We start from the raw sequence: 25,780 nt of genomic DNA, 5'->3' as shown, positions 1-25,780 counted from the left end.
ACGCTTTTCTGAAGCTGCGCTATACCCCTCTAAACAGTTTCATCCGAGTTACATCAATGGGTCTGCGAGGCGCGCCAAGAATGGACGTGAGCGTATTTGGAACGGGGTATGTCGGGTTGATCCAGGCGGCTGCAATGGCTGACGTCGGTCACCGCGTTTTGTGCATCGACATCGACCCGAACAAAATCCGGCAACTGCAACAAGCCGTACCGACCATCAGCGAGCCGGGGCTGTCCAGTTTGCTCGAAGACAACATCAAGGCCGGACGCTTGTCGTTCAGCTCCCAGGCCAGCGACGCGGTCAACCACGGCGAGCTGATTTTCATCGCCGTCGGCACCCCTGCCGATGAAGACGGCTCGGCAGACCTGAGCCATGTGCTGGCTGTCACCCGGCAAATAGCCGACTTCATGGACTGCGACCGCACCCTGATCATCAAGTCCACGGTACCGGTGGGCACGGCTGACAAGGTGGCCGAATGCGCCCGCCAGGCGTTGGCGCGACGGGGCCTGAAACAGTTGAACGTGCGTGTGGTGTCCAACCCCGAGTTTCTCAAGGAAGGCAGCGCCCTGGCCGATTGCATGCGCCCCGACCGGATCATCATCGGCACCGCCGATCCGCTGGCCCGCGACCAGATGACGGAGCTCTACGCGCCCTTTTGCCGCAACCACGAAAAACTGATGTTCATGGACAACCGCAGCGCCGAACTGACCAAGTACGCCGCCAATGCCATGCTCGCCACCCGCATCAGCTTCATGAACGAACTGGCCAACCTTACCGAACGGCTGGGCGCCGACATCGAAGCGGTGCGCAAGGGCATCGGCTCGGACCCGCGCATCGGTTACCACTTCATCTACCCCGGCTGCGGTTTTGGCGGCTCGTGCTTTCCCAAGGACCTGCGGGCCTTGCTGCACACCGCCGAACAAAGCGGCATGCCACTGCGCTTGTTGCGCAGCGTCACCGACGTCAACGACAGCCAGCGACACATCCTCTTCGAGAAACTGGCGACGCAATTCCAGGACGGCCTGGCCGGCAAGTCGATTGCCATCTGGGGCCTGGCATTCAAGCCCAACACCGATGACATGCGCGAAGCCCCCAGCCGCTACCTGATGGAAGCGCTGTGGCGCGAAGGCGCCCGGGTCCACGCCTATGACCCGGAAGCCATGTCCGAATGCCGTCGCCTCTACGGCTATCGCAAGGACCTGAACCTGTGCGCCACCCGCGACGACACCCTGGAAGACGCCGACGCCCTGGTGATCTGCACCGAGTGGAAGAATTTCCGCGTGGTGGACTTCGACCTGCTGGCCAGCAAGTTGCGCGCCCGGGTGATCATCGATGGCCGCAACCTGTACAACCCCGACCACCTGGCCGCCGCCGGGCTGCTGTATCGCGGTATCGGGCTGCGGCACACCGTGCCGGGCACCCCGCTCTCCGGGTCACAAGCATGAACATCCTGGTCACCGGCGCAGCCGGCTTCATCGGCGCCCACGTCGTGCGGCGACTGCTGTGCGACGGCCATCGGGTGTGTGGGCTGGACAATTTCAACGACTACTACGACCCCCAGCTCAAGCACGACCGCGTGACCTGGGTGAACGAGCAGGCCGGCGAATTTCCCCTGGCGCGGATCGACCTGGCCGACGCGCCAGCCATCGATGAGCTGTTCCAGACCCGGTGCCCGGAGGTCGTGATTCACCTCGCGGCCCAAGCAGGCGTGCGCTACTCCCTGGAAAACCCGCAGGCCTATGTCGACAGCAACATCACCGGGTTCCTGAACATCCTGGAAAACTGCCGTCGCTATCCGGTCAAGCACTTGATCTATGCCTCTTCAAGCTCGGTATACGGCGCCAACACGCGCACGCCTTATTCGGTACAGGACAACGTCGACCATCCGCTGTCGCTGTACGCGGCCAGCAAAAAAGCCAACGAACTGATGGCCCACAGCTACAGCCACCTGTTCGGCATTCCCTGCACCGGCCTGCGCTTCTTCACGGTGTACGGCCCTTGGGGCCGGCCAGACATGTCGCCAATCCAGTTTGCCCGCGCCATTGCCCAAGACCGTGTGCTGCAGCTGTTCAATCACGGCGAGCACCAACGCGATTTCACCTACATCGACGACATCGTCGAAAGCATCGCCCGCCTGATCGACCGTGCGCCCCAGGTCACGCCTTTGCTGGATCACGAACAACCGGACCCGGCCACCAGCCGCGCGCCGTGGCGGATCTACAACATCGGCGGACAGCACCCGGTGGCGCTGCGCACCTATGTCGAGCTGCTGGAAAAACACCTGGGACAAACCGCCCGCATCGAACTGCTGCCCCTGCAAGCGGGGGATGTGCTCAACACCTGCGCCGATGCCAGCGACCTGGCACGGGCCACCGGCTTCAAACCGTGTATCGAACTGGACGAGGGCCTGGGCCGCTTCATCCAGTGGTTCCTCGATTACTACCCACGGCCTGCCCACGCACCGCTCGCGACTGAACGCTTGCGGCCCAACCTCAGCGGAGGAATCCATGACCCGACATGAGCAAGTCATCGAGATCAACGCCCCCGGACGCGACAAGCGTGTCGATCCGGAGCACCGCAGGCGCCTGGACGCGGCCATCCATCGCCAGGGCCGTGGTTGGCTGACCGGTCGCGACAGCGGCCGGCCCTGGACGGTTTCACGCACCAATCGCGTGGTGGCCTGCCTCGGCGCACTGGCGATCCTGCTGCTGCTCTGCCCGCTGCTGCTGGGCCTGGCGCTGCTGGTCAAGTTCTCCAGCCCAGGTCCCGTATTGTTCGTGCAGAAGCGCACCGGTTATCGCGGCCGGGTCTTCGGCATGTACAAGTTCCGCACCATGGTTGCCGACGCCGAGGCGCTCAAGGAGTCGCTTCGCCACCTCAACAAACACGGCGCCGATGCCATCGACTTCAAGATCGACAACGATCCGCGCATCACGCCCATCGGCCGGTTCCTGCGACGCAGCAGCCTCGACGAACTGCCGAACCTGATCAATGTAGTGATCGGCGACATGCGCCTGGTGGGCCCGCGGCCGACCTCGTTCAATGCCTATCGATACAAGGACAACCATCTTGTGCGCCTGAGCATCTACCCCGGCATGACCGGCCTTTGGCAGATCTCCGGGCGCAGCAATATCGACTTCGACCAGCGCGTGGAATTGGACCTCAGCTATATCGCTGAACAAAGCCTGTGGCTGGATTTGAAGATCCTGATGATTACCCCCTTCAAAGTGTTCAGCGGCCACGGAGCGAGTTAAATGGACGGTTCAACCAATATCCTGACCATAGCCAGCCCGAGCGAGACCAACCTGACCTCGACCGTGCTCGACCCTTCCCTGCGGATCCTGCTCTTGACGGCCGCCAACACCGGCACCGGAACCAGCACCAGCGCGATGGCGCTGGCCGCTCAACTGGCGCAGATGAGCAACGGTCGCGTCCTGCTGGTAGATGCCAGCCAGTCACCGCGCAACCTCACCCAGCAACTGTCGTTGCACAAGGAGCGCGGTTTTACCGACCTGTTGTTCAACAGCCTCGCCCCGCCCTTGCTGCAGGACTGCGTGGTGCAGGCATCCAGCCTGCCCTTCGACGTGTTGCCCCACGGGCGCCTGGGTCGCAATGCCGAGCACCTGAGCCCCGAGCGCCTGCGCCCACTGTTCAGGCAACTGGCGGCGCAATACCGCTTTGTAGTGATCGACGCCGACGCGGTGTATTCGGCCAGCGACACGCTGGTACTCAGCACCCAGGTCGACGGCGTGGTGCTGGTGGTGCGTGGTGAAGACACCCGTTGGGAAGTGGCCCAGGCCGCCCGCCAGCGCCTGTCCCAGGCCGGCGCGAAAGTGGTGGGCAGCGTGTTCAACCGCCGCAAGTACTACATGCCCAAGTGGCTCTACAACAACCTGTAAGCCTGCAAAAGGATGACGAGATGAACGCCAGAATGCTTGTCCTGTTGTTGCTGCCGCTTGCCGGTTGCTCCAGCAATACCGATACCCGTTCGATGCCGGTGCAGATCCTCACGGCCCCGCCGGCCAACGCCCAGGCCACCGACATGCCCAAGGTCGAACAGACCCTGCGGCCCCAGGACGTGCTGGACGTGATTTTTCACATCAGCACCACCGGCTCCCAAGCCTATCGTGTGCAGGCCGGTGACCAGGTTGCCCTGAATTTCACCGCCGCCAGCCAGCTCAACGGCACGCAACAGGTGATGCCCGACGGCAGTATCGAACTGCCAGGGGCCAACACCTCGGTAAAAATCGCCGGCCTGACTACCGACGAAGCCCGCCTGGCGGTGCAGCGCGCCTATGACCAGAAAATGCTGTTCCAGCCCAATCGCAACCAATTGACGGTGCTGGTGACCAGCCCACTGTCCAGCGAGACCAACCTGCGCAACACCTTGACCCACCCGGGCACCGGCATGAGCCGGGAAATCACGGTGGGCCGGGATGGTTACGCCAGTTTCCCGGAAATCGGCTCCGTGCCGCTGCAAGGCATGACCGTCAACCAGCTGGAAACTTTCCTCAACGAGCGCTACGCCCAGTTGCCAGGCCACATGACCGTCGATGTGCTGCTCAAGTCCACCGCCGGCAACGAGATCTACGTCCTCGGTGAAGTGGCCCAGCCCGGCTCCTATCCGATCCGCCGGCCTATCTCGGTCCTCGAAGCCCTGACCCTGGCCCGCGGCACGAACGTCAAGGCCCGGCTCGACTCGGTGGTGATCATGCGGCGCACCGGCAACCAGGTCGAAGCCCGCCACTACGACGTGGAAAAAGCCCTGAGCGGTGACGCCTCGCAGATCGCCTACCTGCAACCGGAAGACATGCTTTTCGTACCCAAGACCAAGCTTGCCAGTGCTGGCGAACTGGCCAGGCAACTGGCCGACGTGGTGCTGTTCCAGGGCGTGGGGTTCAGCTTCGGCTACCGCGTCGACAACAAAGGCAGCGACAACTGAAACTCAGGTGACCGATCATGAACCCCAAGGAAAATTATCTGCATGAGTTTTTCAGGATCTTCTTCGCCAACAAGCAGTGGGTGAAGCGCGTCTTCCTGATTTTCGCCGTGATCGCCCTGGTGCTGCCGTTGATGCTCAAGCAGAGCTTCGATATCACCGCCCAGGTGATCGTGCAGTCGAAAAAACTCTCCCAGGGCGACGCCACCACGTCGCTGAACCAGGAAAATGCCACCTTCATCCCGCCGTCCCTGGCGGACATGGAAACCGAGAGCAATATCCTGCGCTCGCCGGCGTTGATCCGGCAGACCATCAGCACCCTGCGCGACCAGGGCGAATACACCCCAAGCCCGGGCATTCTCAACAAGTGGGTGAGCGAACCGCTCAAGCGTTACATCACCCAGCCCCTGCGCGAGTATGTCGTCAACCCGCTGCGCGATAGCCTGGGACTAGAGGTCGACCCGGTGCGGGACACGATGCTCGATACACTGACCGACAAGGCCATCGAAAACCTGAAGATCGAGACCCTGCCCGGCTCCAACGTCATCTCCATCGTCTACAGTTTCGGCGACCCGGCCCAGGGCACCCGGTTCGTGGCGCAACTGCTGCAGAACTACCTCACCAGCCGCCAGGACCTGCAATCGATCGAACTGCCGCAGACCTTCTATGAGCAGAAGAAAGCCCAATACCAGACCCGTCTCGACGGCCTGGAAGGCACCCGGCTAGGGCTGCTGGAAAACGTCGGTTCGTCCGATCCCAAGGAAGAAATCACTTTCCGCCTGAACGCCATCAACACCGAAGAACAGGCCCTGAACCTGTACCAGGATCGCCTGCTGCAAAGCCAACGCTGGCTCGACTACCTCAAGACCAGTCTCGCGGCGGCGAACAGCTCGCGGTTCAACGACTACACCTTCCCGTTCACCTTCACCACCACCGTGGACAACATTGCCTTCGAAGACCGGGAAATCAGGCAACTGGGCGAGCAACTGACCAGCCAGGTCAGCCGCTACATGAATGACCTGGCGATCTTCCAGCCCGGCAGCGAACCGATGCTGCTGGCCCGGGAACAGATCGTCCGTACGCGCCAGCAGTTCCTGAAGGTGGTGAACAACCGGATCCAGGAACGCACCACTGACCTGGCCGTCGTCAGCTCGGTGATCAACCAGAAAGCCCAGCGCATCGCCACGTTCAAGGAACGCATCCATCAATTGCAGGAAACCCAGAGCAAGCTGCGGCAGATGGACACCGAGATCAACGCCCTGCACGCGGCGTTCTCCACCTATGCCCAGCGGTTCGCCGAAGCCAGCACCGCGCGTTCGCTGGACAACGACCTGTCCAACGCCCGGGTCCTGAGCCCGCCGTTCGAACCCACCGCCGCGGCCTTTCCCAAGCCGATGCTGATCATTGTCTTCGGCATGTTCAGCGGCCTGCTGCTGGCGATTGCCCTGGTCTATGTGCGTGAGTTCTTCGACCATCGCTTCAAGCATCCAGCGCAAATCACCCAGCAACTGGATGTGCCGGTACTGCTGGTGATCAACGAGCAGTCCCCCGAGCAGGTCAACCCGCACCGCAACTGGAGCCTGCCCAGCCTTGTCCATTGGGTGCGAAATTGAACGCGCCGTTCGGCCCGAGCCACCACAGCAGCCCCCTGTCGATCATTCATCTGCTCGACAGCGGCGGCTTCTATGGGGCCGAGCGGATGCTGCTCGATCATTGCCTGGCAACGCCCGGACAGCACCAGGTGCTGTTCCTGGCGGCGCCGCCGACCTTGATCACGCGTTTTCGCCAGGCCGGGGTCGATTGCCGTCATTGCGCCAGTTGGGCCGAGCTGTTGCAGCACCTGCGCCAGCGCCGGGACGAACGACCGCTGATCAACACCCACAACTTCAAAGGGCTGTTGTTCGGCTGGTCCGCCGCCACGCTGCTGGGCCTGCCGCTGGTGATCACCCAGCATGGTTTCACGCCGCGTAGCCCCAAGCAGCGCTTCTATACCTGGCTGAGCCTGCAACTGTGCCGCACCGCCTCGGTCAAGCGGGTCGTCTGCGTGGCCGAGAGCATTGCCACGCTGCATCGCCGGGCCAGCGTGCGAGCGGAAAAACTCGATGTGATTCCCAACGGCCTGCCAGCGGCCAGCACGCCGTTGGCCCACCGCGCTGACAAGCAACGCTGGCGGGTCGGCTACGTCGGCCGCTTGAGCAGCGAGAAAGGCCCGGACCTGTTCCTCGACGCCATGATCCCGTTGTGCCAGAAGCATGCATCGCTGCACGCGGTGATGCTCGGCGACGGCCCGGAACGCCAGGCGCTGCTCAAGCGCATCAACGATGCCGGGCTGCCCACGCGCATCGAATTGCCGGGCTACCAGACCGACATGAACGCCTGGTGGAGTCGCCTCGACGCCCTGGTGATCAGCTCACGCACCGAAGGCACCCCGATGATTCTGCTCGAAGCCATGCAGGCCGGCGTGCCGGTGGTGGCGTTCGGCGTCGGCGGCATTCCCGACGTATTGCAGGACCGTCACAACGGCCTGCTCGCAGCACCGGCCGACAGCGCGGAACTGGCGGCGCAGATCGAAACGCTGTTCAGCGAACCGCCCCTGGCGCGGATCCTGGCCGACAACGCACGCCGCACCCAACAGGACCGCTACGACTTGCGCACGCTGGCCGAACGCTGGTCGCAGCTTTACATCCGCACGGCACGGGAGGCTCGCTCATGATTGTCCCACTCTCGATCGTCAGCCTGCTGGGCCTGGTCTGCCTGGCGCTGCTGGCCAGCCCCTATCCGTTCCTGGCGCCGGGCGCAGTGCTCGGCCTGGTCGGCGTCGCCGTGCTGTACCGCAAGCCCGGTTGGGGTTTGCTGGGCATTGCCGCACTGGTGCCGTTCGAAGGCCTGTTCAAGGACAACGCCTTTTCCGGCAGCAAGTTCTTTGGCCTGGCGCTGATCATGATCCTGATGTTGCAACTGGCGGTGCACCAGATTCCCGGGACACGCCTGCGCAGCAATATCTGGCGGCCGCTGATCGGCTTCATGGTGCTCTATGGCCTGAGCCTGCTGTTGTCGGAAAACATGGGCCTGTCCACAACCCATTTTCGCGAACTGGCGGTTGGGCTGATCCTGTTCGTGATCACCTTGCTGATCGGTCGTGAATTGAACCTGGACATGTTCTGTCGCCTGGTGACCTTGAGCGTCACCACCACCTGCGTGCTGGCAATGTTCTCGGCCAAGTACCAGGATCAGGGCCGCGCCTCCGGCCTGCTGGAAGACCCGAACACCTTCGCCCTGCTGATCGCCTTCACCGTGCCGCTGGCGTTGCTGCTGGTAGTGCGTGGCCCGAGCTTGCTGCACCGGTTGTTCTGGGGCGGCTGTTTCATCCTGCTGCTGGGCGGCATGACCAAGACCGAATCGCGCTCGGGGCTGGTGGTGTTGATGCTCAGCCTGATGATCGGGCTGTATCACTACCGCGCGCAGTTGCCGCGCATCCGTCCACGGCACTTGGGCTTCGCCATGCTTGGGCTGGCGTTGCTGATTCCCCTGGCAATCGCGGTGATGCCGGCCGGCTACGTGGCACGCATCCAGTCGTTGAGCATCCTCAGTGCCGGCGCCAGCGCCCACCAGGACGAATCCCTGGGCCGCCGCGCCTCGTACATCGTCGTCGGCAGCCAGATGATCCGCGAGAACCCGATACTCGGCTCAGGCCCCGGGACCTTTCCCCTGCACTACGCGCCTACCGGCTATGCCAAGGCGTTCTCGGCCAACCGCAAGCTGGGGGACCTGTATCGCCGGGCCCATAACACCTACCTGGAAATCTTCAGCGAAATCGGCATCCCGGGCGGGCTGATGTTCGTCGCCATGATCGGTCTTGGCCTGTACAACCTGCTGCGCGCGCGCCAGCTCTGGCTGCAACGCCGGGACTGGGCGCAGGCGGACCTGCTGACGCACCTGGGCATGAGTTTTCTCTCGCTGGCGTTGTTCCTGATGTTCCTCAGTGCGCCGAACCACAAATTGCTGTGGATCATGCTCGCCCTCACCAGTGTGTTGCGCTACGACGCCGAGCAGGCCGCGCCACAGGAGGCTCGTCCATGAGCTGCGTCAGCATTGTGATCCCGATGTACAACGAGGCCCGGCACATCGGCCGTACGCTGCAAGCGGCGCAACAAGCCGCCCGCCAGGCAGGCCTGGCCTGTGAATTGATCGTGGTGGACAACGGCTCCGACGACCACGGCCCGCGCATCGCCAACGAGCTGGGGGCACGGGTGTTGATCGTGCCAGGCGTGCACATCGGCGCCCTGCGCAACCGCGGTGCGGCCGCCGCCCGGGGTGACTGGCTGGCGTTCATCGACGCCGACATCGAAATGCCGGCCGACTGGCTCAAGCTGTTGCTGGAACTCGAAGGCCAACAGGGCGACGTACTCGGCCTGGACCTCGATACGCCCCGGCAGGCGCCGTGGTTCGCCGAAGCCTGGCAGCGCCGCAGCCAGCGCCCGGGGTCACGTCTCCTGCATCGGGTGCAGTGGCTGCCCAGTGCCAATCTGTTGATGCGTCGCAGCTGGTTCGAACGGGTCGGCGGCTTCGACGAAACCCTGCGCACCGGCGAAGACAAGGACTTCTCCTTGCGCCTGCGCCAGGCCGACGCGCACTTGCTGCTGGTCAACGAAAGCGTTGCCCTGCACTGGGGCTACGAAGGCAGTTGGCGCGAGTGGATGAGCAAGGAATTGTGGCGCCAGGGCAGTCATCTGCAATTGCTCCGCAGCCATGGCCCGAGCCTGCGCCTGCTGCGCTTTCCGGCGCTGTCCGTTGGCGCCTGGGGCTTGGACCTGCTGGCAGTGTTGGCGTTGCTCCAGGGGCAATTGCACCTGGCGCTGACGCTATTGCTGGTCACCGCCCTGCCGCCCTTGTTCCTGAGCCTTCGCCAGAGCCGACGCGACCCGCGCCTGACTTTGCAATTGTGGGCCTTGCACTGGGTGCGCCTGCACCTGACCGGTGCCGCACTGCTGCTCAACCTGTGTCATTGGAATGCCAGGAGACCTGCCCGTGGCTGAATTCATTTACTGGTCGTGCCTGTTGCTGCCGGTGTACGCCTACCTCGGTTACCCCTTGATGCTGAGCCTGCTGGCGCCGCTGTTTCCGCGGCGCCGCTACGGCAAGGCGTTTCCGATGGACGTGAGCATCGTCATTGCCGCCCACAACGAGGCGCGGCACATCGAGGAAAAGTTGCGCTGCTTGCTGGCCCAGGATTATCGGGCCCATTCACTGCAAATCATCCTCGCCAGCGACGGCTCCACCGACGACACGGTGGCCTGCGCACGCAAGGTGATCGACCCGCGCATCACCGTGCTCGACCTGCCGCGCCAGGGCAAGGCCGCCGCCCTCAATACCGGTGTCGCCCACAGCAGCGGCGAAATCCTGGTATTTACCGACGCCGACAACCAATGGGCCGCCGATACCCTCGGCCATCTGCTGGCGCCCCTGGGCGATCCGGAAGTCGGCGCCTGTGCCGGGCACATGGAAATCCCGGTGCCGGGCAAGGGCCTGAGCCTGGGCGACAGCCTGTATCGCCATTACGAAGGCTGGTTGCGTCGGGTGGAGAGCCGCACCGGTTGCATGGTCTCGGCCGACGGCGCGCTGTTGGCCCTGCGCCGGGAGCTGTTCCAACCGATTCCGGCCCAGGTCAACGATGACTTTTTCCTCAGCACCTGCGCGCCGGTCGCCGGCAAGTCCATCGTCTATGCACCCATGGCCCGGGTGACCGACCAGGGCGTGGACGAAGCCGACAAACAGTTCCGCCGGCGCCAGCGGGTCACCGTCGGCGGGTTGCAGAGCCTGGCTCAGCGTCGGGAATTGCTCAACCCACTGCGTCATGGGCTCTATGCCATCGGGTTGATCAGCCACAAGTTGATCCGCCGCCTGGCGCCGGTGTTGCTGCTGCCGCTCTTGCTGAGCAATGCCTGGCTGTGGAACGACCATCCGTTCTATCGCCTGAGCCTGGTGGCGCAATTGCTCGGTTACGCCATGGCGTTGATCGGGTTGATGGATGCGCGCCACCGCTTGCCCCGGCCCTTTCGCCTCGCCGCATTCGTGCTGGTGACGCTGGCGGGCATGAGCATCGGGCTCTGGCAGTTCCTGCGGGGCCAGCGCTACAGCCAGTGGAACCCCGAGCAGAACCGCTAAGGAGGACGGCCCATGTCAATCAAACAAGTGTTCAAGCGCACCGGCGGCTGGCTGTACCTGAACACGTCCCTGGGCCGCCACCCACTGCGTGGCGCCGGGGTGATCCTGATGCTCCATCGTGTGCTGAACAACGACCGCGCCGCCGAATTGCCCCACCGCAACGAGCTGTGCGTGGGGCCCGAAGCGTTTGAACATTTGCTGATCTGGCTGCAACGGTATTTCGAGTGCGTGCCGCTGATGACCTTGTTGCTGGCCGATCCTGAAAGCGTTCCCAACCGTCCGCGGGTGGCCCTGACCTTCGACGACGGCTGGCGCGACAACGCCATGAACGCCTTTCCGTTGCTGCGCCAATACCAGGTGCCGGCAAGTATTTTCCTCTCCACCGATTTCATCGGCAGCCGCCAGCACTTCTGGTGGGAAAGCATCGGCGAAACCCTCTGGGGCAGCCATGGCCAAGTGGCACGGCGCTCATTGATCGAGCACTTGCAGCACGTCGGTCGACCGTTGCCGGTGCTGCTCGACGACATCGACGACGAGCGCCGCAGCCTGGCGCTGCTGCATTACCTGCAAAGCCTCAAGACGCTCGATCCACTCATGCTGAGCGAGCTCACCGACGCCTGCCCCCAGGGTTCCCAGCCCCAGGCCCTGGACTGGCCCCAGGTGCGCATGCTCGAAGATTCCGGGCTGATTCGCTTCGGCCCTCACGGTGCCAGCCACGCGATCCTGACCGGGCTGGATGACCAGCGCCTGCATGAAGAGCTGACGCGCAGCTGGATCGCCCTGGAAAACGGCTGCGCGCAACCCTTGCCGGTGTATTGCTACCCCAACGGCGATAACGATGAGCGCGTGCGCCAACAGGTCGCGGCCCACGGTTTTGCCTTCGCCCTCGGCACCGAGGCGGGGCTGTATCGCAACGACGGCGACCCCTTGAACGTGCCACGTTTCGGCGTCAGCCAACACAATGCCCATCACCCTGAATTACTGGCCTGGCGCATTCGCCGAGGGGCACGCCCATGAGCCGCGCACATTACCTCAAGCATTTGGCACTGAGCATGGGCACGCGCCTGGCGATGATCGGCCTGCGCCTGCTGCGCAATGTGCTGCTGGCACGGATTCTCGGGCCCAGCGAACGTGGGCTGTTCGCCTTGCTCAGCACCCTGCCGGACCTGATCAGCGCTGCCACCAGCGGCGGCCTGAATAGCGCCGTGGGTTATCAGGCGGCGCAGCAGCGTTCGATGGGGCTGTTACTCAGCCAGGTGCTGGTCTTCGGCTGCCTGTTGGCCGGTTTGCTGACCTTATTGGTGGTGGCGCTGGTGCGCGAGTTCGGCGGCGAACTGGACATCACCACGCAATTGGGGTTGCTCGCCTGGCTGCTATTGCTGGCGGTGCCGTTGACCGTGCTCAAGAGCGGTCTGCTGACGCTGCACAATGCTTGCGGCGGCGTCGGTGCCTTCAACGCCTTGCGCCTGATGGAATCCCTGGCGCCCCTGCTGCTGTTCGTTGCGCTGTTCTGGATGTGGAAAGACACGGCGCTGGAAGCGGCACTGATCAGTTGGCTGGCGGGCCTGAGCCTGGTGGTGCTGGCCGGTTGGGTGTGGTTGCGCCGCGATCATGTGGTCACCCTGCGCTGGGATCGCACCGGTCAGAACGAACTGTTGCGCTACGGCGCCCGCAGCCACCCGGACCTGCTGTTCCAGCAAGTACTGCTGCGCTCGGACTTCCTGTTCATCGGCGCCCTGCTGGGCAGCACGGCCCTGGGTCACTACGCCATGGCCAGCGCCGCCGCCGAACTGCTGCTGATCGTGCCCGAAGCCGTCACCACGCCGCTGATGAAACGCTTGTTGCAACAGGACAGCGACATGCGGCGCCTGACGCCCCTGGCCCTGCGCCTGACCGCCACGGTGATGCTCGGCGCCTGCCTGAGCATGGCGCTGATCGGCCAATGGCTGATCGTCACCTTGTTTGGCGCCGCCTACCAGCCGGCTTATCCGGCCTTGCTGGCGCTGCTGCCGGGGCTGTTCGGGCTGTGCTACGCGAGCATCCTGCGCCTGGATCTGCTGGGCAAGAACCGCCCTGGTACGGTTTCTCTGATGATGGGCGGCGGCGCACTGCTGAACCTGGCACTGAACCTGTTCCTGATTCCCCGCTACGGCATCGTCGGGGCCGCCGCCGCGTCGTCAATCGCCTACCTGGGCGTGACCGTGGCCCTGCTGGCCATGTACTGCCGCCTCAGTGGCGTGGCGCTGTGGCAGACATTGATCATCCTGCCCAGCGACCTGCTGCCGATGCGCAAAATGCTGCTTGGGAAATCGGCATGAGTGCGGTTGCCAACCAAACCGCCATCGCGAGCAAGCTCGCTCCCACAGGGCTTTTGGATTGTCCTGTGGGAGCGAGCCTGCTCGCGATGGGGCCGGTGCGGCGTTGGTGGAAATCGGGCGCTGGCCTGTGTCTTTGGAGCCTGGCCTTTTTTGCCCAGGGCGCGGCGATGCAATGGACCGGCATCCGCGACGCCAGCCTGTACCTGCAGACCGACCGCCCGGATGACGTGACCGTGCGCTGGGTGCCGGCCTGGCAGGCCGACGCCAATGCAGAGCACCTGTACCTGCTCGACGGCCAGGGGCGACTGGTGGGTAAGCGCTTGATCAAGGCCACCCAGGAACGTGGCGAGCAGCAGTGGCCTTTGCTGCCAGGGGCCGCCAGCTATCGACTGGAACTTCCCGGTTACAGTTTCCGCCGCTACAGCGTCGAGCACGATGCCCGTACCCGGGCAATGTTCGCCCCGGCCAAGGTGCATTTCAGCGCTGAAACCCATGACGGCGATGAGTTGTATTTCAAGGTCGCCCCCGGTGAACAAGCCGTGCTGGCGGGCAAGTTCCACGGCGGTGTGCGCGGCCTGCAAGCCCGGCGCGTCGCCGATGGCAAACAGGTGCAGTTGAATCTCAAGCCGTACCCGGCCTATTGGCAGTTCGATCAGGTCGCCCTGCCTGTTGCCAACGTCGAGCAAACCTGGCGCTTGCAGTTGCAGGGCAACGGCAAGGCGGCGTTCTGGCTCGATGGCACGGCGAACCTGTTCGCCCAGGCCCCTGAGCACCTGCAACCGCTGCGCCAGGATCCGGGGCACGCGCACCTGAAACTCTATGGCGACGCCTTGGGACCAACCCCGAGACTGGGCATGTCCCTGCCCTACGTCATGCCCCCACCCTCGGCCTATCCGGTTATCGATGCCCTCAAGCCCCAGGCCGCCACTTATTACAGTTTTGTCGACGTCACCGCTGCCAAGGTGGACCATGAAGATGGATTCCGGCGCCTGTACCAGGACCGCTTCGGCATCACCCGGGACATCACCCTGCTGGCCGGTAGCGCACGCAAAGCCGACTTGCGAGCCGACCGCATCAGCAACAGCGGCTTGCAGGCCTGGCTCACGTCGACCCGCGCCTTGGGCGGCAAAGGCATTCATTACCTCAGTTTCGCCGATGAGCCGAACCTCAACTACCCGGATTTCGCCAGCTTCCAGCAGGTGTTCGAGAGTATGGCCGGCCAAGTCCGTGCCAACCCCGACAACGCCCGCGCCGGGGTGCGCATTGCCATACCGGCCAGCTCCCGGTTCACCAATGGTCCCTTGGCGGAAAACGCCGCGGACAAGCGCGGCATCGACTGGGCGCGACGCTTGCTGGCCGAATCCAGTGACCAGATCGACGCCGTGGCCTGGCATGAATGGATGGTCCGCGACCTGCTGGCGACCCGGGTCTATCGCAACAGCGTGCGCCGCGCCGCCAGCCTGGTGGGCCTGGACAGCAACGGTCGGCCACGCAAGGCCTTGCTGCTGGACCAGACCAACATGTCCAGCGGTTCGAGCCTGAGCCCCTACGACCAGGAAACCCATTACGCGGCCCTGTGGTGGACGTCCGTTGTGATCAACGCCTCGGCGGACGGCCTGCTGGACATGCTCAACTGGTTCCAGTCCGCCGACGAACCGGAGTACCCAAAAGGCATGGTTCGAGTGCTGGACAACCAGCGTTTCGAACTCAAGCCGGTGGGTCTGGCCCAGCAGTTCATCCACCAGCATTGGCTCGACCAAGTGCTACGCCTGGATAACGACGCCTTCGAAGTCGACGTGCTGGCCATGGCCACCGACGCAAGGCGCAGCCTGCTGGGCGTGAACAAAAGCACGCGCCCGCAACAGGTCAGCCTGGACGGCGCACCTTGCCCCCAGGCCAAAGCCGAGCTGGTGTATTTCGGACCCGACAACCATAGCCGCAGCGCCCCGTTCAACTGCGAGGCCGGGCAGATCCGCTTTCTCCTGCCAGGGGAAACCCTGTTTGCCCTGAGCTGGACCGCACCCTCTTCCCCCCAACCCGCCACCCGTCAGGAGGCACCATGAACGCTCTGCAGAAATTGCGTGATCGCATCCAGAAAAAAGGCCTGCGCGCCGTTCTCAAACAGCTGTTGCGGCGCTACGTGTTTTTCCACTCCCGGCTGGTGTGGCTGGAGCACGACGTGATGGCCCCGCTCCCCCCGCATAACCTCAAGCCCTACCCACCGACGCGCTCGGAGTTCATCACGGTCAACAATGCCGACGCTTTTGCCCGGTATTTCGGCGACCGCGTCGAAACCATGCGCGAGCTGGCAGCCGAAGGCTACACAGGCTTGATGTACCTGGATGATCAGGGCGACACCGTGGGGTTCGCCTGGGCCAGTACGCGAGACTATTTCGACCGTCACTTCTATCGCTGCAACTTCCCTATCAACCCCGGCGAGTACTTTCAGTTCGGCGGCGAAATGACCCGCGCCTACTGGGGGTCCAGGATGTCGGCGGACTTGCAAGAAGAGTTGTGGAAAATCATGGCAGCAAAGGGCAGCAAAAAAATGGTCGATGTCTGCGACATACAGAACATCCCTGCGATCAAGATGCACCTGCGCATGGATTTTCAGGAACGCGGCAAGATCACCCACGTGTACTGCCTGTTCGGTCGCTGGCGGTTTTTCCGCGACACGTTTTACAACGGCTCGGCACTGGACGCCTTTCGTAAACCGGCCCGTCCGGTTGCATCGACTGCGGCAGCCTGATGTCCATGGCGATCCGGTTCCAATGGAGTCGCTCCCTGAGGGCCGAGGACTTTCCCATAACCGCGTATGAACAGCTGCGCGCCCAGGTGCCCGACGCTACGCCCTTCAACACCCTGGCCTGGCTGCAAGCGGCGGAATTCGCCCTGCTGCCGGACCAGCAGTTGCATGTGTTGCTGGGCTGGCAAGACCAGAAGCTATGCCTGTGCCTGCCCCTGGTATCGGGGCGTGAGCGTATCGGTGGGCTGCGGTTCCGGGTGTTGCATCACTTGGGTTATCCATTGGCCGACCGCATCGCCTTGCTCGCGCGCCTGGACGCCGAGGGCATGGGGCTGGCGCTGATGCAGATCCGCCAGCACTTGCCCCACGCGTTGCTGCAATTGAATGAGGTGGTCGAGCCGGTCGGTGAAGAAAGCGTCCTCAGTGCCTGGATGGCGCTGAGCTCCACCGGGGAGCGCCGCCTGAGTTGCCGGGTGCCGGTGCATTTGATCAGCGACAACGACCATCAGGAAATCTCTGGCGACCCACGCTACAAGTTGCGTCGGGCACGCAAGCGGATCGCTGCCTGCGGTGCCGAGATCCGTCGGGTGAAACCGGACGCCATCAGCATGGGGCAACTGTTGCGGACCCTCGCCGATGTCGAGGCGGCCAGCTGGAAAGGCGAGGAAGGCGTCGGCATCTTCGCCGACCCCAGGCGCCGGCAATGGATGAACCACGCCTTCACCGCCCTCGCCGCCCAAGGCCTGGTACGGGTGGTGACGCTGGAGCTGAACGGCGAATGCATCAGCTATCGCCTCGGCCTGCTGGACCAGGGGCGGCTGTACGACTACAACCTGGCGTTCTTGCCGCAGCATGCCGATCTGGGCAGCGGCCGGGTCTTGCTCGAGGAGTGGATTCGCTGGGGGCTGGACGAGAACTGGCGCTGGATCGATGCATCACGGGTCAGCCTGGAGAACTCCAGCCATCAATTGCATGAACGCATGACCGGACAATTGGAACACTGGCGCTGGAGCTTCTATTCCTGGCAGCCCGGTGGCTTGCTCCTGGGATTTGCCTTGCGGCTATGGAAAAGCTTGAAACCGTGGTTCGGCAAACGCCGGACCAAACCGACCGCGACGACGGCATCGTCTACCCCCAAACACCAGGAGAAAACAGATGCCGCGTCAAGTGATCGTCAACGCTGACGACTTTGGCCTCAACCTCAGTGAAAACGCGCTGATCCTGCGGGCCTTCGAGACCGGCGTGATCAGTTCGGCCACGGCCATGGCCAACATGCCGGGCTTCGAGCAGGCATGTGAAATGGCCCGGCAACCGCTGCTCGACGGCCACGTAGGCCTGCATTTCAACCTCAGCTACGGCCCGCCGTTGGGCCAGGCGATCATCTCGCGACCGGTTTTTTGCGACGCCCATGGCCAGTTCGACCTGAACCTGTCGCGTTATTGCCTGCGCCTGGGTGCAAAGGATCTGGCGGCGGTGGAAGATGAACTGCAGGCGCAATGGCAACACTGCCTGGACCACGGCCTGCGTCCCAGCCACCTCGATTCCCATCAACATGTGCACAACATCTGGCCCATCGGCGAGCTGGTGGCTCGCTTCGCCGCCAGGCAAGGCGTGCCCATGCGCCTGGCACGCAACCTGGGGGCGAACTTGAACCTGCCCAAGCGCCTCTTCAAGACCCTGCTCAACCGGCGCATGCGCAGCCTGTGCGGTGCGACAGCGGACTACGTCTGCACCCCTGCCGACCTGAACCACGCCGCGCCACCGACACATGGCTCGCTTGAGGTCATCGTGCATCCACTGGAACTGGACGAAGACTTTGGTGATGCCAGCCTGAGGCCAGGAGAGTCGTTGACCCAAGTACTGCACAAGCGCCTGGCGGGCGTGCCCAAAGTCGCGTACGGCCGGACCACGCGGGTGGTGACGCTGGTTGAGTATGGGGATGTACATTGACAGGGACGCAGGAGGTGTCTGTGGCAAGCGACCCGTTCCCGCCAGACTCCGTAAAAGCTGTGCAGAAGCGATGTAGAAGCTGTGTAGGTGCGATGGAGCTGTGTAGGTGCGATGGAGCTGTGTAGGAGCTGTGTAGGAGCTGTCGAGTGCAACGAGGCTGCGATCTTTCCCCTGCCCATTGAGTCGAAAGCGAAAGATCAAGATCAAGATCAAGATCAAGATCAAGATCAAGATCAAAAGATCGCAGGCTTCGCCAGCTCCTACAGGTCCCAGCGCGAGCGCGCTTCCCTGGCCACGGCCGTCCGAAATCCCTGCGTCACTTTCGGAGAATCTGCTACAAGGCATCTTCTGTTTTCGAGTGGCGAATTGCGTCGATGCCTTTATCTTTATTCTCTCGCCTTCGGCGGCGCTGGCTGGCCTTCGTTGTCATGAGCGCCATGGTGGTCGGCCTGCCGGTGGGCTGTGCAGTGCTGCAGCATAAGGAACGCGAGCTGGTCTTTCGTATCGAGCCGGGGACGGCAAGCTGGTTCAGTGGGCTTCCCAGCGGCGTGCAGGAATTCGATCTCAGACCCAAGCGCTTCAAGGCCGGGGAAAACATCCACGGCTGGTGGTGGCCGGCCGAACGCAAGAATGCGCCGGCCATCCTGTACTTGCACGGTGTGCGTTGGAACTTGACCGGCCAGTTGTTTCGTATCCAGCAACTGAGGGCGCTGGGCTATTCGGTGCTGGCGATCGATTACCGTGGTTTTGGCAAAAGCCATGGGGATCTGCCGTCGGAAGCCAGCGTCTATGAAGATGCACGCATCGCCTGGGAACGCCTCAAAGTACTGCAACCGGACCCTGCCCTGCGGCTGATCTACGGTCATTCTCTGGGCGGTGCCGTCGCGGTGGACCTCGCTGCGCAGTTGGGCCAGGAGGCCGCGAAGAATGGCGGTGCCCAGGTCCGAGGCCTGGTCATCGAATCCACGTTCACCTCCCTGGGCGATGTCGCCACCGCGATGGCGAATACGTCCCTGCCGGTGCGCTGGTTGTTGTCGCAGAAATTCGACTCCATCGACAAGATCGGCGAGATCAACATGCCGCTGCTGGTGGTGCACGGCGCTGCCGATCGCTACGTACCGCCGCGTTTGAGCGAGCAACTGTTCAACGCCGCCCGTGAGCCCAAGCGCCTGCTGCTGGTACCGGGGGCGACGCATAACAACAGCATGAGCCTGGCGGGCCAGACCTACCGGCAAGCGCTGGACACATTGATGAAAGACAAGCCATCGCCCATGGCCGAGCGCCCCCAGGTAAGCTCGGCCAAGGCCGGCTAACGCACAGGTCCCCGGCTGACCCCCAACACCTTCATTGACTGTCACACCGCTATCGCGAGCAAGCTTGGCTCCCACAGATTTCCTCCACACAGTTCTCTGGTTGTCTACAAGATCAGTGTTCACCGCCGCCCCCTGTGGGAGCCGAGCTTGCTCGCGATAGCGGTGCAAACGCGCCCAATAAAAACGGCACCTTTCGGTGCCGTTCGTTTTCACGCTTGGGGCTTTACTTGCGTGCCGCCTCCCACGATTTCAACAGCTCGGTGTAGCTCACCGTTTCACCCTTAGGCTTCTCGTTCGCCAGTTTCGGCTTCGGTGCGCCCGGTTGGTCGAACCAGTATTGCGCGTCGCGCTCAGGGTTCATTTTCGGAGCGCAGGTGGCTTGGGCCTTGGAGCGCTGCAGGCGAGTCATGATCGCGTCCTGGTCCTTGGCCAACCCGTCGAGGGCCTGCTGCGGGGTCTTCTCGCCGCTGGCAGCTTCGGCGATGTGGCTCCACCACAGTTGCGCCAGGCGAGGATAGTCCGGCACGTTGGTCCCGGTCGGGGTCCATTGCACGCGGGCCGGGCTGCGGTAGAACTCCACCAGGCCACCGAGTTTCGGCGCCAGGTCGGTCAGGGCCTGGGAGTTGATGTCCGACTCACGAATCGGCGTCAGGCCGACGATGGTCTTCTTCAGCGATACGGTCTTGGACGTCACGAACTGCGCGTAAAGCCAGGCGGCGAGTTTCTGCTTCTCCGGCGTAGACTTCATGAATGTCCAGGAACCCACGTCCTGGTACCCCAGTTTCATGCCCTCTTCCCAGTACGGACCGCGCGGCGACGGCGCCATGCGCCATTTCGGCGTGCCATCGGCGTTCATCACCGGCAGGCCCGGCTTGGTCATGTCGGCGGTGAAAGCGGTGTACCAGAAAATCTGCTGGGCGATGTTGCCCTGGGACGGTACCGGGCCGGATTCGGAGAAGGTCATGCCCGCCGCTTCCGGTGGTGCGTATTTCTTCATCCAGTCCACGTATTTGGTGGTGGCGAACACCGCCGCCGGCCCGTTGGTATCGCCGCCGCGGGTCACGCTGGAGCCGACCGGATGGCAATCTTCGACACGAATGCCCCACTCGTCCACCGGCAAACCGTTGGGCAGGCCCTTGTCGCCGCCGCCGGCCATGGAGAACCAGGCGTCGGTGAAGCGCCAGCCCAGGGAGGGGTCTTTCTTGCCGTAGTCCATGTGGCCGTAGACGCGCTTGCCGTCGATCTCCTTGACGTCTTCGGAGAAGAACTTGGCGATGTCTTCATAGGCCGACCAGTTCACCGGTACGCCCAGCTCGTAGCCGTATTTCTCCTTGAACTTGGCCTTGAGCTCGGGGCGCTCGAACCAGTCGGCGCGGAACCAGTACAAGTTGGCGAATTGCTGGTCGGGCAGTTGATAGATCTTGCCGTCCGGCGCGGTGGTGAAGGAAATACCGATGAAGTCCTTGAGGTCCAGGGTCGGCGAAGTGAAATTCTTGCCTTCGTTGGCCATCAGGTCAGTGATCGATTCGGTCTTGCCGTAGCGAAAGTGCGTACCGATCAGGTCCGAGTCGTTGACCCAGCCGTCATAGATGTTCTTGTCCGACTGCATCTGGGTCTGCAGCTTCTCCACCACGTCGCCTTCCTGGAGCAGGTCGTGGGTCAACTGGATCCCGGTGATTTCGGTAAAGGCCTTGGCCAGTACCTTGGACTCGTATTCGTGGGTGGCGATGGTTTCCGACACCACGTTGATTTTCATGCCGCGAAACGGCTGGGCGGCCTTGATGAACCACTTGAGTTCTTCGAGCTGCTGCTCGGCTGTCAGGGTCGACGGCTTGAATTCACTGCCGATCCATTTTTTAGCGGCGTCTTCATAGGCGTCGGCCCAGGCCGCAGCACTCAGCCCGCTGAGTGCCAGCATGGCTGCCAATGAAACGCTATGTCGCAGCTTATTGTTTTTATTGAACATAGAGACCTCCTGTTTGGGTTTAAGAGCCTGATCGTCGAACCTTCGACGGTGGCCTGTACGGTTAACTCGAGTGCACGAATTAGCCACGCAGGCCACTCAGCCCCACCGCATCACTGCCAACAGCCACACCAAGGACAACGCGAACGCTATCCAGATGCTCCAGTCGGTAGCACCGATCACCAGCATATGCAGGTAGGCGCTACCGAGAAGACCGATAAACAACCGATCGCCCCGGGTCGTGGCAATCGGCAGGAAACCGCGCCGAGGGATGCTCGGCGAACGCAGTTCCCACGTGGTCATGCCTGCCAGCAGCAAGGCAATGACCCCAAAGAATGCCGCCGTGGGGGCGGTCCAGTTCATCCATTCCATCATCGACTCCTCAGACCCGGCCCAGGGCAAAGCCCTTGGCCACGTGGTTGCGAACGAACCAGATCACCAGCATGCCCGGCAGGATGGTCAACACCCCCGCTGCTGCCAGCACACCCCAGTCGATACCGGAGGCCGACACGGTGCGGGTCATGACCGCCGCGATCGGCTTGGCGTTCACCGACGTCAACGTTCGCGCCAGCAGCAGTTCGACCCAGGAAAACATGAAGCAGAAAAACGCCGTGACACCGATGCCGGAGCCGATCAACGGGATGAATATCTTCACGAAGAACTTGGGGAAACTGTAGCCGTCAATGTAGGCGGTCTCGTCAATTTCTTTCGGCACCCCGGACATGAACCCTTCGAGGATCCACACCGCCAGCGGCACGTTGAACAGGCAGTGAGCCAGGGCCACGGCGATATGGGTGTCGAACAGGCCGATGGACGAATACAGCTGGAAGAACGGCAACAGGAACACTGCCGGTGGCGCCATGCGGTTGGTCAGCAGCCAGAAGAACAGGTGCTTGTCCCCCAGGAACCGGTAGCGCGAAAACGCATAGGCCGCCGGCAACGCAACGCCCAGGGAAATCACCGTGTTCAGGCTCACGTAGTACAGCGAGTTGAGGTAACCGGTGTACCAGCTTGGGTCGGTGAAGATCACCTTGTAATTCTGGAAGGTGAAATCCTGGGGCCACAGGGTCAGGCTGCCGAGGATCTCCGTGTTGCTCTTGAACGACATGTTCAGCAGCCAGTAGATGGGCACCAGCAGGAACAGGATGTAGATCAGCAGCGGTATCAGCTTTCTCTTGCTCATCGTGCGGGCCTCAACGGTTGGCGTCGGAGTGCGTCATGGCGGTATAGAACAGCCAGGACACCAACAGAATGATCAGGAAGTACACCAGGGAAAACGCCGCCGCCGGGCCCAGGTCGAATTGACCGATGGCCATCTGCGTCAGGGTCTGGCTGAGGAACGTGGTGGCGTTGCCCGGCCCGCCGCCAGTGAGTACGAACGGCTCGGTGTAGATCATGAAACTGTCCATGAAGCGCAGCATCACGGCGATCAGCAGCACGCTCTTCATCTTCGGCAGCTGGATGTGCCGGAACACCGCCCAGTTGGAGGCCCGGTCGATCCGCGCGGCCTGGTAGTACACGTCGGGAATCGCCCGCAGCCCCGAATAGCACAGCAGTGCCACCAATGAAGTCCAGTGCCAGACGTCCATCACCAGCACGGTGACCCAGGCGTCGCCGGTGTTGGCCGCATAGTTATAGTTGATGCCCAGGCCGTTGAGGGTCGCGCCCAGCAAGCCGATGTCGGCACGGCCGAAAATCTGCCAGATGGTGCCCACCACGTTCCACGGGATCAGCAGCGGGATCGCCAGGATGATCAACACCAGGGACGACCATTTGCCCTTGGTCGGCATGGTCAGGGCGATGGCGATGCCCAGGGGGATTTCAATCAGCAGCACGCACGCCGAGTAGATGAACTGGCGCAGCAACGAATCGTGCAACCGTGGATCGAGCAGCACCTGCTTGTACCATTCGGCGCCGACGAAGTAGCGGCTGGACTGGTCGAAGATGTCCTGCACCGAATAGTTGACCACGGTCATCATCGGGATCACGGCGCTGAACGCCACCAGCAGGAACACCGGCAACACCAGCCACCAGGCCTTGTTGTTCTGCACCTTGTTCATGGCTGCACCTCACTCGACGGTTCCAGCAAGTATTCATCGGCATAGACCATCAGCCATTGGCCCGGAAAACTGATATAGGCGGTGCCTTCGGGCACTGGCTTGTCTTCGGCCAGGCGCACTTTCAGCGGTACGCCATCGAGGTTGAGGGTCAGGATCTTGTAGGTGCCCAGGTCTTCGACGTGGACCACCTCAGCGCGCATCGCGTCGTCATAGGGGCCATCCCAGACATGCACGAATTCCGGGCGGATGCCGACCTTCAGGGTCTTGCCCTGGGCCTCGGCAACGCGTTGCTGCAGAGGCTCGGACAGGGGCAAGTGGGTCGAGCCGAAGCCGACGCCACCGGGCTGTGCCGTGACCTCGATCAGGTTCATCCCCGGGCTGCCGATGAAGTAGCCGACAAAGGTGTGGCTGGGGCGCTCGAACAAGTCCCGGGGCGTGCCGAACTGCACGATCTGGCCGCCGTACATCACTGCGATCTTGTCGGCGAACGTCGAAGCCTCCAACTGGTCGTGGGTGACGTAGACCATGGTGATGTTGAACTGCTCGTGGATCTGCTTGAGCTTGCGCCGCAGCTTCCATTTCAGGTGCGGGTCGATCACCGTCAGCGGCTCGTCGAACAGGATCGCCGACACATCGTCGCGCACCAGCCCGCGGCCCATGGAGACTTTCTGTTTTTCGTCGGCGGTGAGGTTGCGGGCCTTTTTGTCCAGCAGGTTCTGCAGGTCCAGGACCTCGGCGATTTCCTGCACCTTGGTGTGGATCCTCGCCTCGGCCATGCCCTGGTTGCGCAACGGGAACGCCAGGTTGTCGAACACAGTCATGGTGTCGTACACCACCGGGAACTGGAACACCTGGGCGATGTTGCGGCGTTCCGGGGTCAGGTCGTTGACGACCTTGCTGTCGAACATCACCTGCCCTTCGGAAGGGCTGAGCAATCCGGAAATGATATTGAGCAATGTGGATTTGCCGCAGCCCGAAGGCCCGAGCAGCGCATAGGCGCCGCCCTGCTCCCAGATGTGGTTCATCTCGCGGATCGCGTAGTCCTCGGGGCCTGCCGGGGTACTGGTGTAACTGTGGGCGAGGTTCTGCAAACGAATTTCAGCCATCAGGCAACCCTCGCGATACGCTGCCCTGGGGCTTGGACCAGCTTGCCCTGGGCGTCGAAGACAAACAGTTTATGGGTCGGAATGTAGATGCGGATCGGCGCGTCCACGTCGTACTCATGCACCCCAGGCAAGTGCAGCACCAGCAGGAAATGTTCGTTGCGCACGTGCAGGAACGTCTCCGAGCCACTGATCTCGGCCACCTCGACGGTCACCGCCAGTTCGAGGTCGTCGTCGTTGCTCGGCACCAGGGAAATATGGCTGGGGCGCACGCCGAAACGGAACTCACCCTCGCCCACCGGGCGCAGGTCGACGTTCAGCGGGAAGTGCACGAAATTGGCGAAGCTCACCTCATTGCCTGCGATGCGTCCGGGCATGAGGTTGATCGGTGGTTCGGAGAACAATTCGGCGGCCAGCACGGTTTGCGGCTGGTGATACACCGAGGACGATTTGCCGCTCTGGATCACCCGGCCCTCATGCAGGATCGTGGTGGTGCCGCCCAGGGCCAACGCCTCGTTGGGCTCCGTGGTGGCGTAGACGGCGATGGTGTGGCGGGCCTGGAACAGTTCGCGCATTTCCTGGCGAAGCTCTTCACGCAGCTTGTAGTCCAGGTTCACCAGCGGCTCGTCGAACAGGATCAACTCAGCATCCTTGACCAAGGCCCGGGCCATGGCGGTGCGCTGCTGCTGGCCACCGGACAACTCCAGCGGATGACGCTTGAGGAATTTTTCGATCCGCAACATTTTTGCGGTTTCCAGGACTTTGCCCTGGATGACCTCTTCGGACACACCGGCCTGGCGCAACGGCGAGGCGATATTTTCGAAAACGGTCATGGTCGGGTAATTGATGAACTGTTGATAGACCATCGACACATTGCGCAGCCGCACCGGGCGGTGGGTGACGTCGACGCCGTTCATCAGGATGCGGCCGCTGTCGGGCTTGTCCAGACCGGCCATCAGGCGCATGAGGCTGGTCTTGCCAGACAGTGTGCGGCCCAACAGGACGTTGAACGATCCAGGTTCGAAACTCAGATTGGCATCGTCGATCCAGGTCTGGCCTTCGACGGTGCGACAGATGTGCTCAAGCGTTAATGACATGGCTCGGCCTTTTTATTATTGGAGTCAAGCGACCCGAGTTAGAAAGCGAAAGCCGTGCCAGAAACCACAAACCCTTGATCAGCTTTAAATTTCCTTTCACCCGTAGGAAAAATACGTTCGTTGATG

23 protein-coding genes are annotated in these 25,780 nt (G+C 62.7%); 17 read left to right on the top strand and 6 right to left on the bottom strand.

Annotated elements, in window-relative coordinates:
• Positions 1–80 precede the first annotated feature (80 nt).
• From AC09SL_RS16950 to AC09SL_RS16870, 17 genes are all read left to right on the top strand, one after another.
• On the top strand, positions 81–1,445 hold the full coding sequence (locus tag AC09SL_RS16950) for a UDP-glucose dehydrogenase family protein (RefSeq protein WP_058542968.1): 1,365 nt from the start codon (positions 81–83) through the stop codon (positions 1,443–1,445).
• Complete coding sequence (locus tag AC09SL_RS16945; protein WP_058542969.1) at positions 1,442–2,521, top strand: NAD-dependent epimerase; 1,080 nt, start codon at positions 1,442–1,444, stop codon at positions 2,519–2,521. The genes AC09SL_RS16950 and AC09SL_RS16945 overlap by 4 nt, the downstream gene beginning before the upstream one ends.
• Positions 2,508–3,254, top strand: coding sequence for a sugar transferase (locus AC09SL_RS16940; protein ID WP_058542970.1), 747 nt, complete (start codon positions 2,508–2,510; stop codon positions 3,252–3,254). The genes AC09SL_RS16945 and AC09SL_RS16940 overlap by 14 nt, the downstream gene beginning before the upstream one ends.
• Positions 3,255–3,899, top strand: a complete 645-nt coding sequence (locus AC09SL_RS16935) for a CpsD/CapB family tyrosine-protein kinase (RefSeq protein WP_058542971.1) — start codon at positions 3,255–3,257, stop codon at positions 3,897–3,899.
• A gap of 20 nt (positions 3,900–3,919) precedes the next feature.
• A complete protein-coding gene (locus AC09SL_RS16930; protein WP_064107002.1) occupies positions 3,920–4,942 on the top strand; it encodes a polysaccharide biosynthesis/export family protein in 1,023 nt (340 codons plus the stop codon).
• A 17-nt stretch (positions 4,943–4,959) separates the two neighbouring features.
• A complete protein-coding gene (locus AC09SL_RS16925) occupies positions 4,960–6,552 on the top strand; it encodes a GumC family protein (RefSeq protein ID WP_058544317.1) in 1,593 nt (530 codons plus the stop codon).
• Positions 6,549–7,652 carry a glycosyltransferase family 4 protein gene (locus tag AC09SL_RS16920; RefSeq protein WP_058544318.1) on the top strand — a complete coding sequence of 368 codons (1,104 nt, stop codon included), beginning with the start codon at positions 6,549–6,551 and terminating at the stop codon, positions 7,650–7,652. Before AC09SL_RS16925 ends, AC09SL_RS16920 begins: the two co-directional genes overlap by 4 nt.
• Positions 7,649–9,019, top strand: a complete 1,371-nt coding sequence (locus tag AC09SL_RS16915) for an O-antigen ligase family protein (RefSeq protein ID WP_058544319.1) — start codon at positions 7,649–7,651, stop codon at positions 9,017–9,019. Before AC09SL_RS16920 ends, AC09SL_RS16915 begins: the two co-directional genes overlap by 4 nt.
• Positions 9,016–9,975 carry a glycosyltransferase gene (locus AC09SL_RS16910; RefSeq protein ID WP_058544320.1) on the top strand — a complete coding sequence of 320 codons (960 nt, stop codon included), beginning with the start codon at positions 9,016–9,018 and terminating at the stop codon, positions 9,973–9,975. The genes AC09SL_RS16915 and AC09SL_RS16910 overlap by 4 nt, the downstream gene beginning before the upstream one ends.
• Positions 9,968–11,104 carry a glycosyltransferase family 2 protein gene (locus AC09SL_RS16905; RefSeq protein ID WP_058544321.1) on the top strand — a complete coding sequence of 379 codons (1,137 nt, stop codon included), beginning with the start codon at positions 9,968–9,970 and terminating at the stop codon, positions 11,102–11,104. Before AC09SL_RS16910 ends, AC09SL_RS16905 begins: the two co-directional genes overlap by 8 nt.
• Before the next feature lie 12 nt (positions 11,105–11,116).
• Positions 11,117–12,121, top strand: a complete 1,005-nt coding sequence (locus AC09SL_RS16900; protein ID WP_058544322.1) for a polysaccharide deacetylase family protein — start codon at positions 11,117–11,119, stop codon at positions 12,119–12,121.
• Positions 12,118–13,422 carry a lipopolysaccharide biosynthesis protein gene (locus AC09SL_RS16895; RefSeq protein ID WP_058544323.1) on the top strand — a complete coding sequence of 435 codons (1,305 nt, stop codon included), beginning with the start codon at positions 12,118–12,120 and terminating at the stop codon, positions 13,420–13,422. Before AC09SL_RS16900 ends, AC09SL_RS16895 begins: the two co-directional genes overlap by 4 nt.
• A gap of 86 nt (positions 13,423–13,508) precedes the next feature.
• A complete protein-coding gene (locus tag AC09SL_RS16890; protein WP_081264494.1) occupies positions 13,509–15,485 on the top strand; it encodes a hypothetical protein in 1,977 nt (658 codons plus the stop codon).
• On the top strand, positions 15,482–16,171 hold the full coding sequence (locus tag AC09SL_RS16885) for a GNAT family N-acetyltransferase (RefSeq protein ID WP_064107001.1): 690 nt from the start codon (positions 15,482–15,484) through the stop codon (positions 16,169–16,171). The genes AC09SL_RS16890 and AC09SL_RS16885 overlap by 4 nt, the downstream gene beginning before the upstream one ends.
• A gap of 5 nt (positions 16,172–16,176) precedes the next feature.
• A complete protein-coding gene (locus AC09SL_RS16880) occupies positions 16,177–17,352 on the top strand; it encodes a GNAT family N-acetyltransferase (protein ID WP_058542916.1) in 1,176 nt (391 codons plus the stop codon).
• The gene (locus tag AC09SL_RS16875) at positions 17,324–18,118 is read left to right on the top strand and encodes a carbohydrate deacetylase (protein WP_058542912.1); all 795 of its coding nucleotides are present in this window, start codon (positions 17,324–17,326) and stop codon (positions 18,116–18,118) included. Before AC09SL_RS16880 ends, AC09SL_RS16875 begins: the two co-directional genes overlap by 29 nt.
• Before the next feature lie 374 nt (positions 18,119–18,492).
• Positions 18,493–19,431 (top strand): alpha/beta hydrolase, encoded by a 939-nt coding sequence (locus tag AC09SL_RS16870; protein ID WP_058542911.1) that lies wholly within the window; start codon positions 18,493–18,495, stop codon positions 19,429–19,431.
• A 223-nt stretch (positions 19,432–19,654) separates the two neighbouring features.
• Here AC09SL_RS16870 and AC09SL_RS16865 read toward each other — a convergent pair whose 3' ends face one another.
• The 6 genes from AC09SL_RS16865 to AC09SL_RS16840 all read right to left on the bottom strand — a co-directional run bounded on the left by AC09SL_RS16865 (position 19,655) and on the right by AC09SL_RS16840 (position 25,654).
• Positions 19,655–21,397, bottom strand: coding sequence for an ABC transporter substrate-binding protein (locus AC09SL_RS16865; protein ID WP_058542910.1), 1,743 nt, complete (start codon positions 21,395–21,397; stop codon positions 19,655–19,657).
• A gap of 96 nt (positions 21,398–21,493) precedes the next feature.
• The gene (locus AC09SL_RS16860) at positions 21,494–21,766 is read right to left on the bottom strand and encodes a DUF2160 domain-containing protein (RefSeq protein WP_057451631.1); all 273 of its coding nucleotides are present in this window, start codon (positions 21,764–21,766) and stop codon (positions 21,494–21,496) included.
• Positions 21,767–21,776: 10 nt separating this feature from the next.
• Positions 21,777–22,577, bottom strand: a complete 801-nt coding sequence (locus AC09SL_RS16855; protein WP_058542909.1) for a carbohydrate ABC transporter permease — start codon at positions 22,575–22,577, stop codon at positions 21,777–21,779.
• Positions 22,578–22,587: 10 nt separating this feature from the next.
• A complete protein-coding gene (locus tag AC09SL_RS16850; RefSeq protein ID WP_058542908.1) occupies positions 22,588–23,454 on the bottom strand; it encodes a carbohydrate ABC transporter permease in 867 nt (288 codons plus the stop codon).
• Positions 23,451–24,560 (bottom strand): ABC transporter ATP-binding protein, encoded by a 1,110-nt coding sequence (locus AC09SL_RS16845; RefSeq protein ID WP_058542907.1) that lies wholly within the window; start codon positions 24,558–24,560, stop codon positions 23,451–23,453. The genes AC09SL_RS16850 and AC09SL_RS16845 overlap by 4 nt, the downstream gene beginning before the upstream one ends.
• A complete protein-coding gene (locus tag AC09SL_RS16840; RefSeq protein WP_058542906.1) occupies positions 24,560–25,654 on the bottom strand; it encodes an ABC transporter ATP-binding protein in 1,095 nt (364 codons plus the stop codon). The genes AC09SL_RS16845 and AC09SL_RS16840 overlap by 1 nt, the downstream gene beginning before the upstream one ends.
• Between the last annotated feature and the right edge of the window lie 126 nt (positions 25,655–25,780).

It is taken from the genome of Pseudomonas sp. PF05, assembly GCF_056521845.1.
The sequence above is the reverse complement of the archived record's forward strand: the minus strand, read 5'-3'. Positions and strand labels throughout refer to the sequence as shown.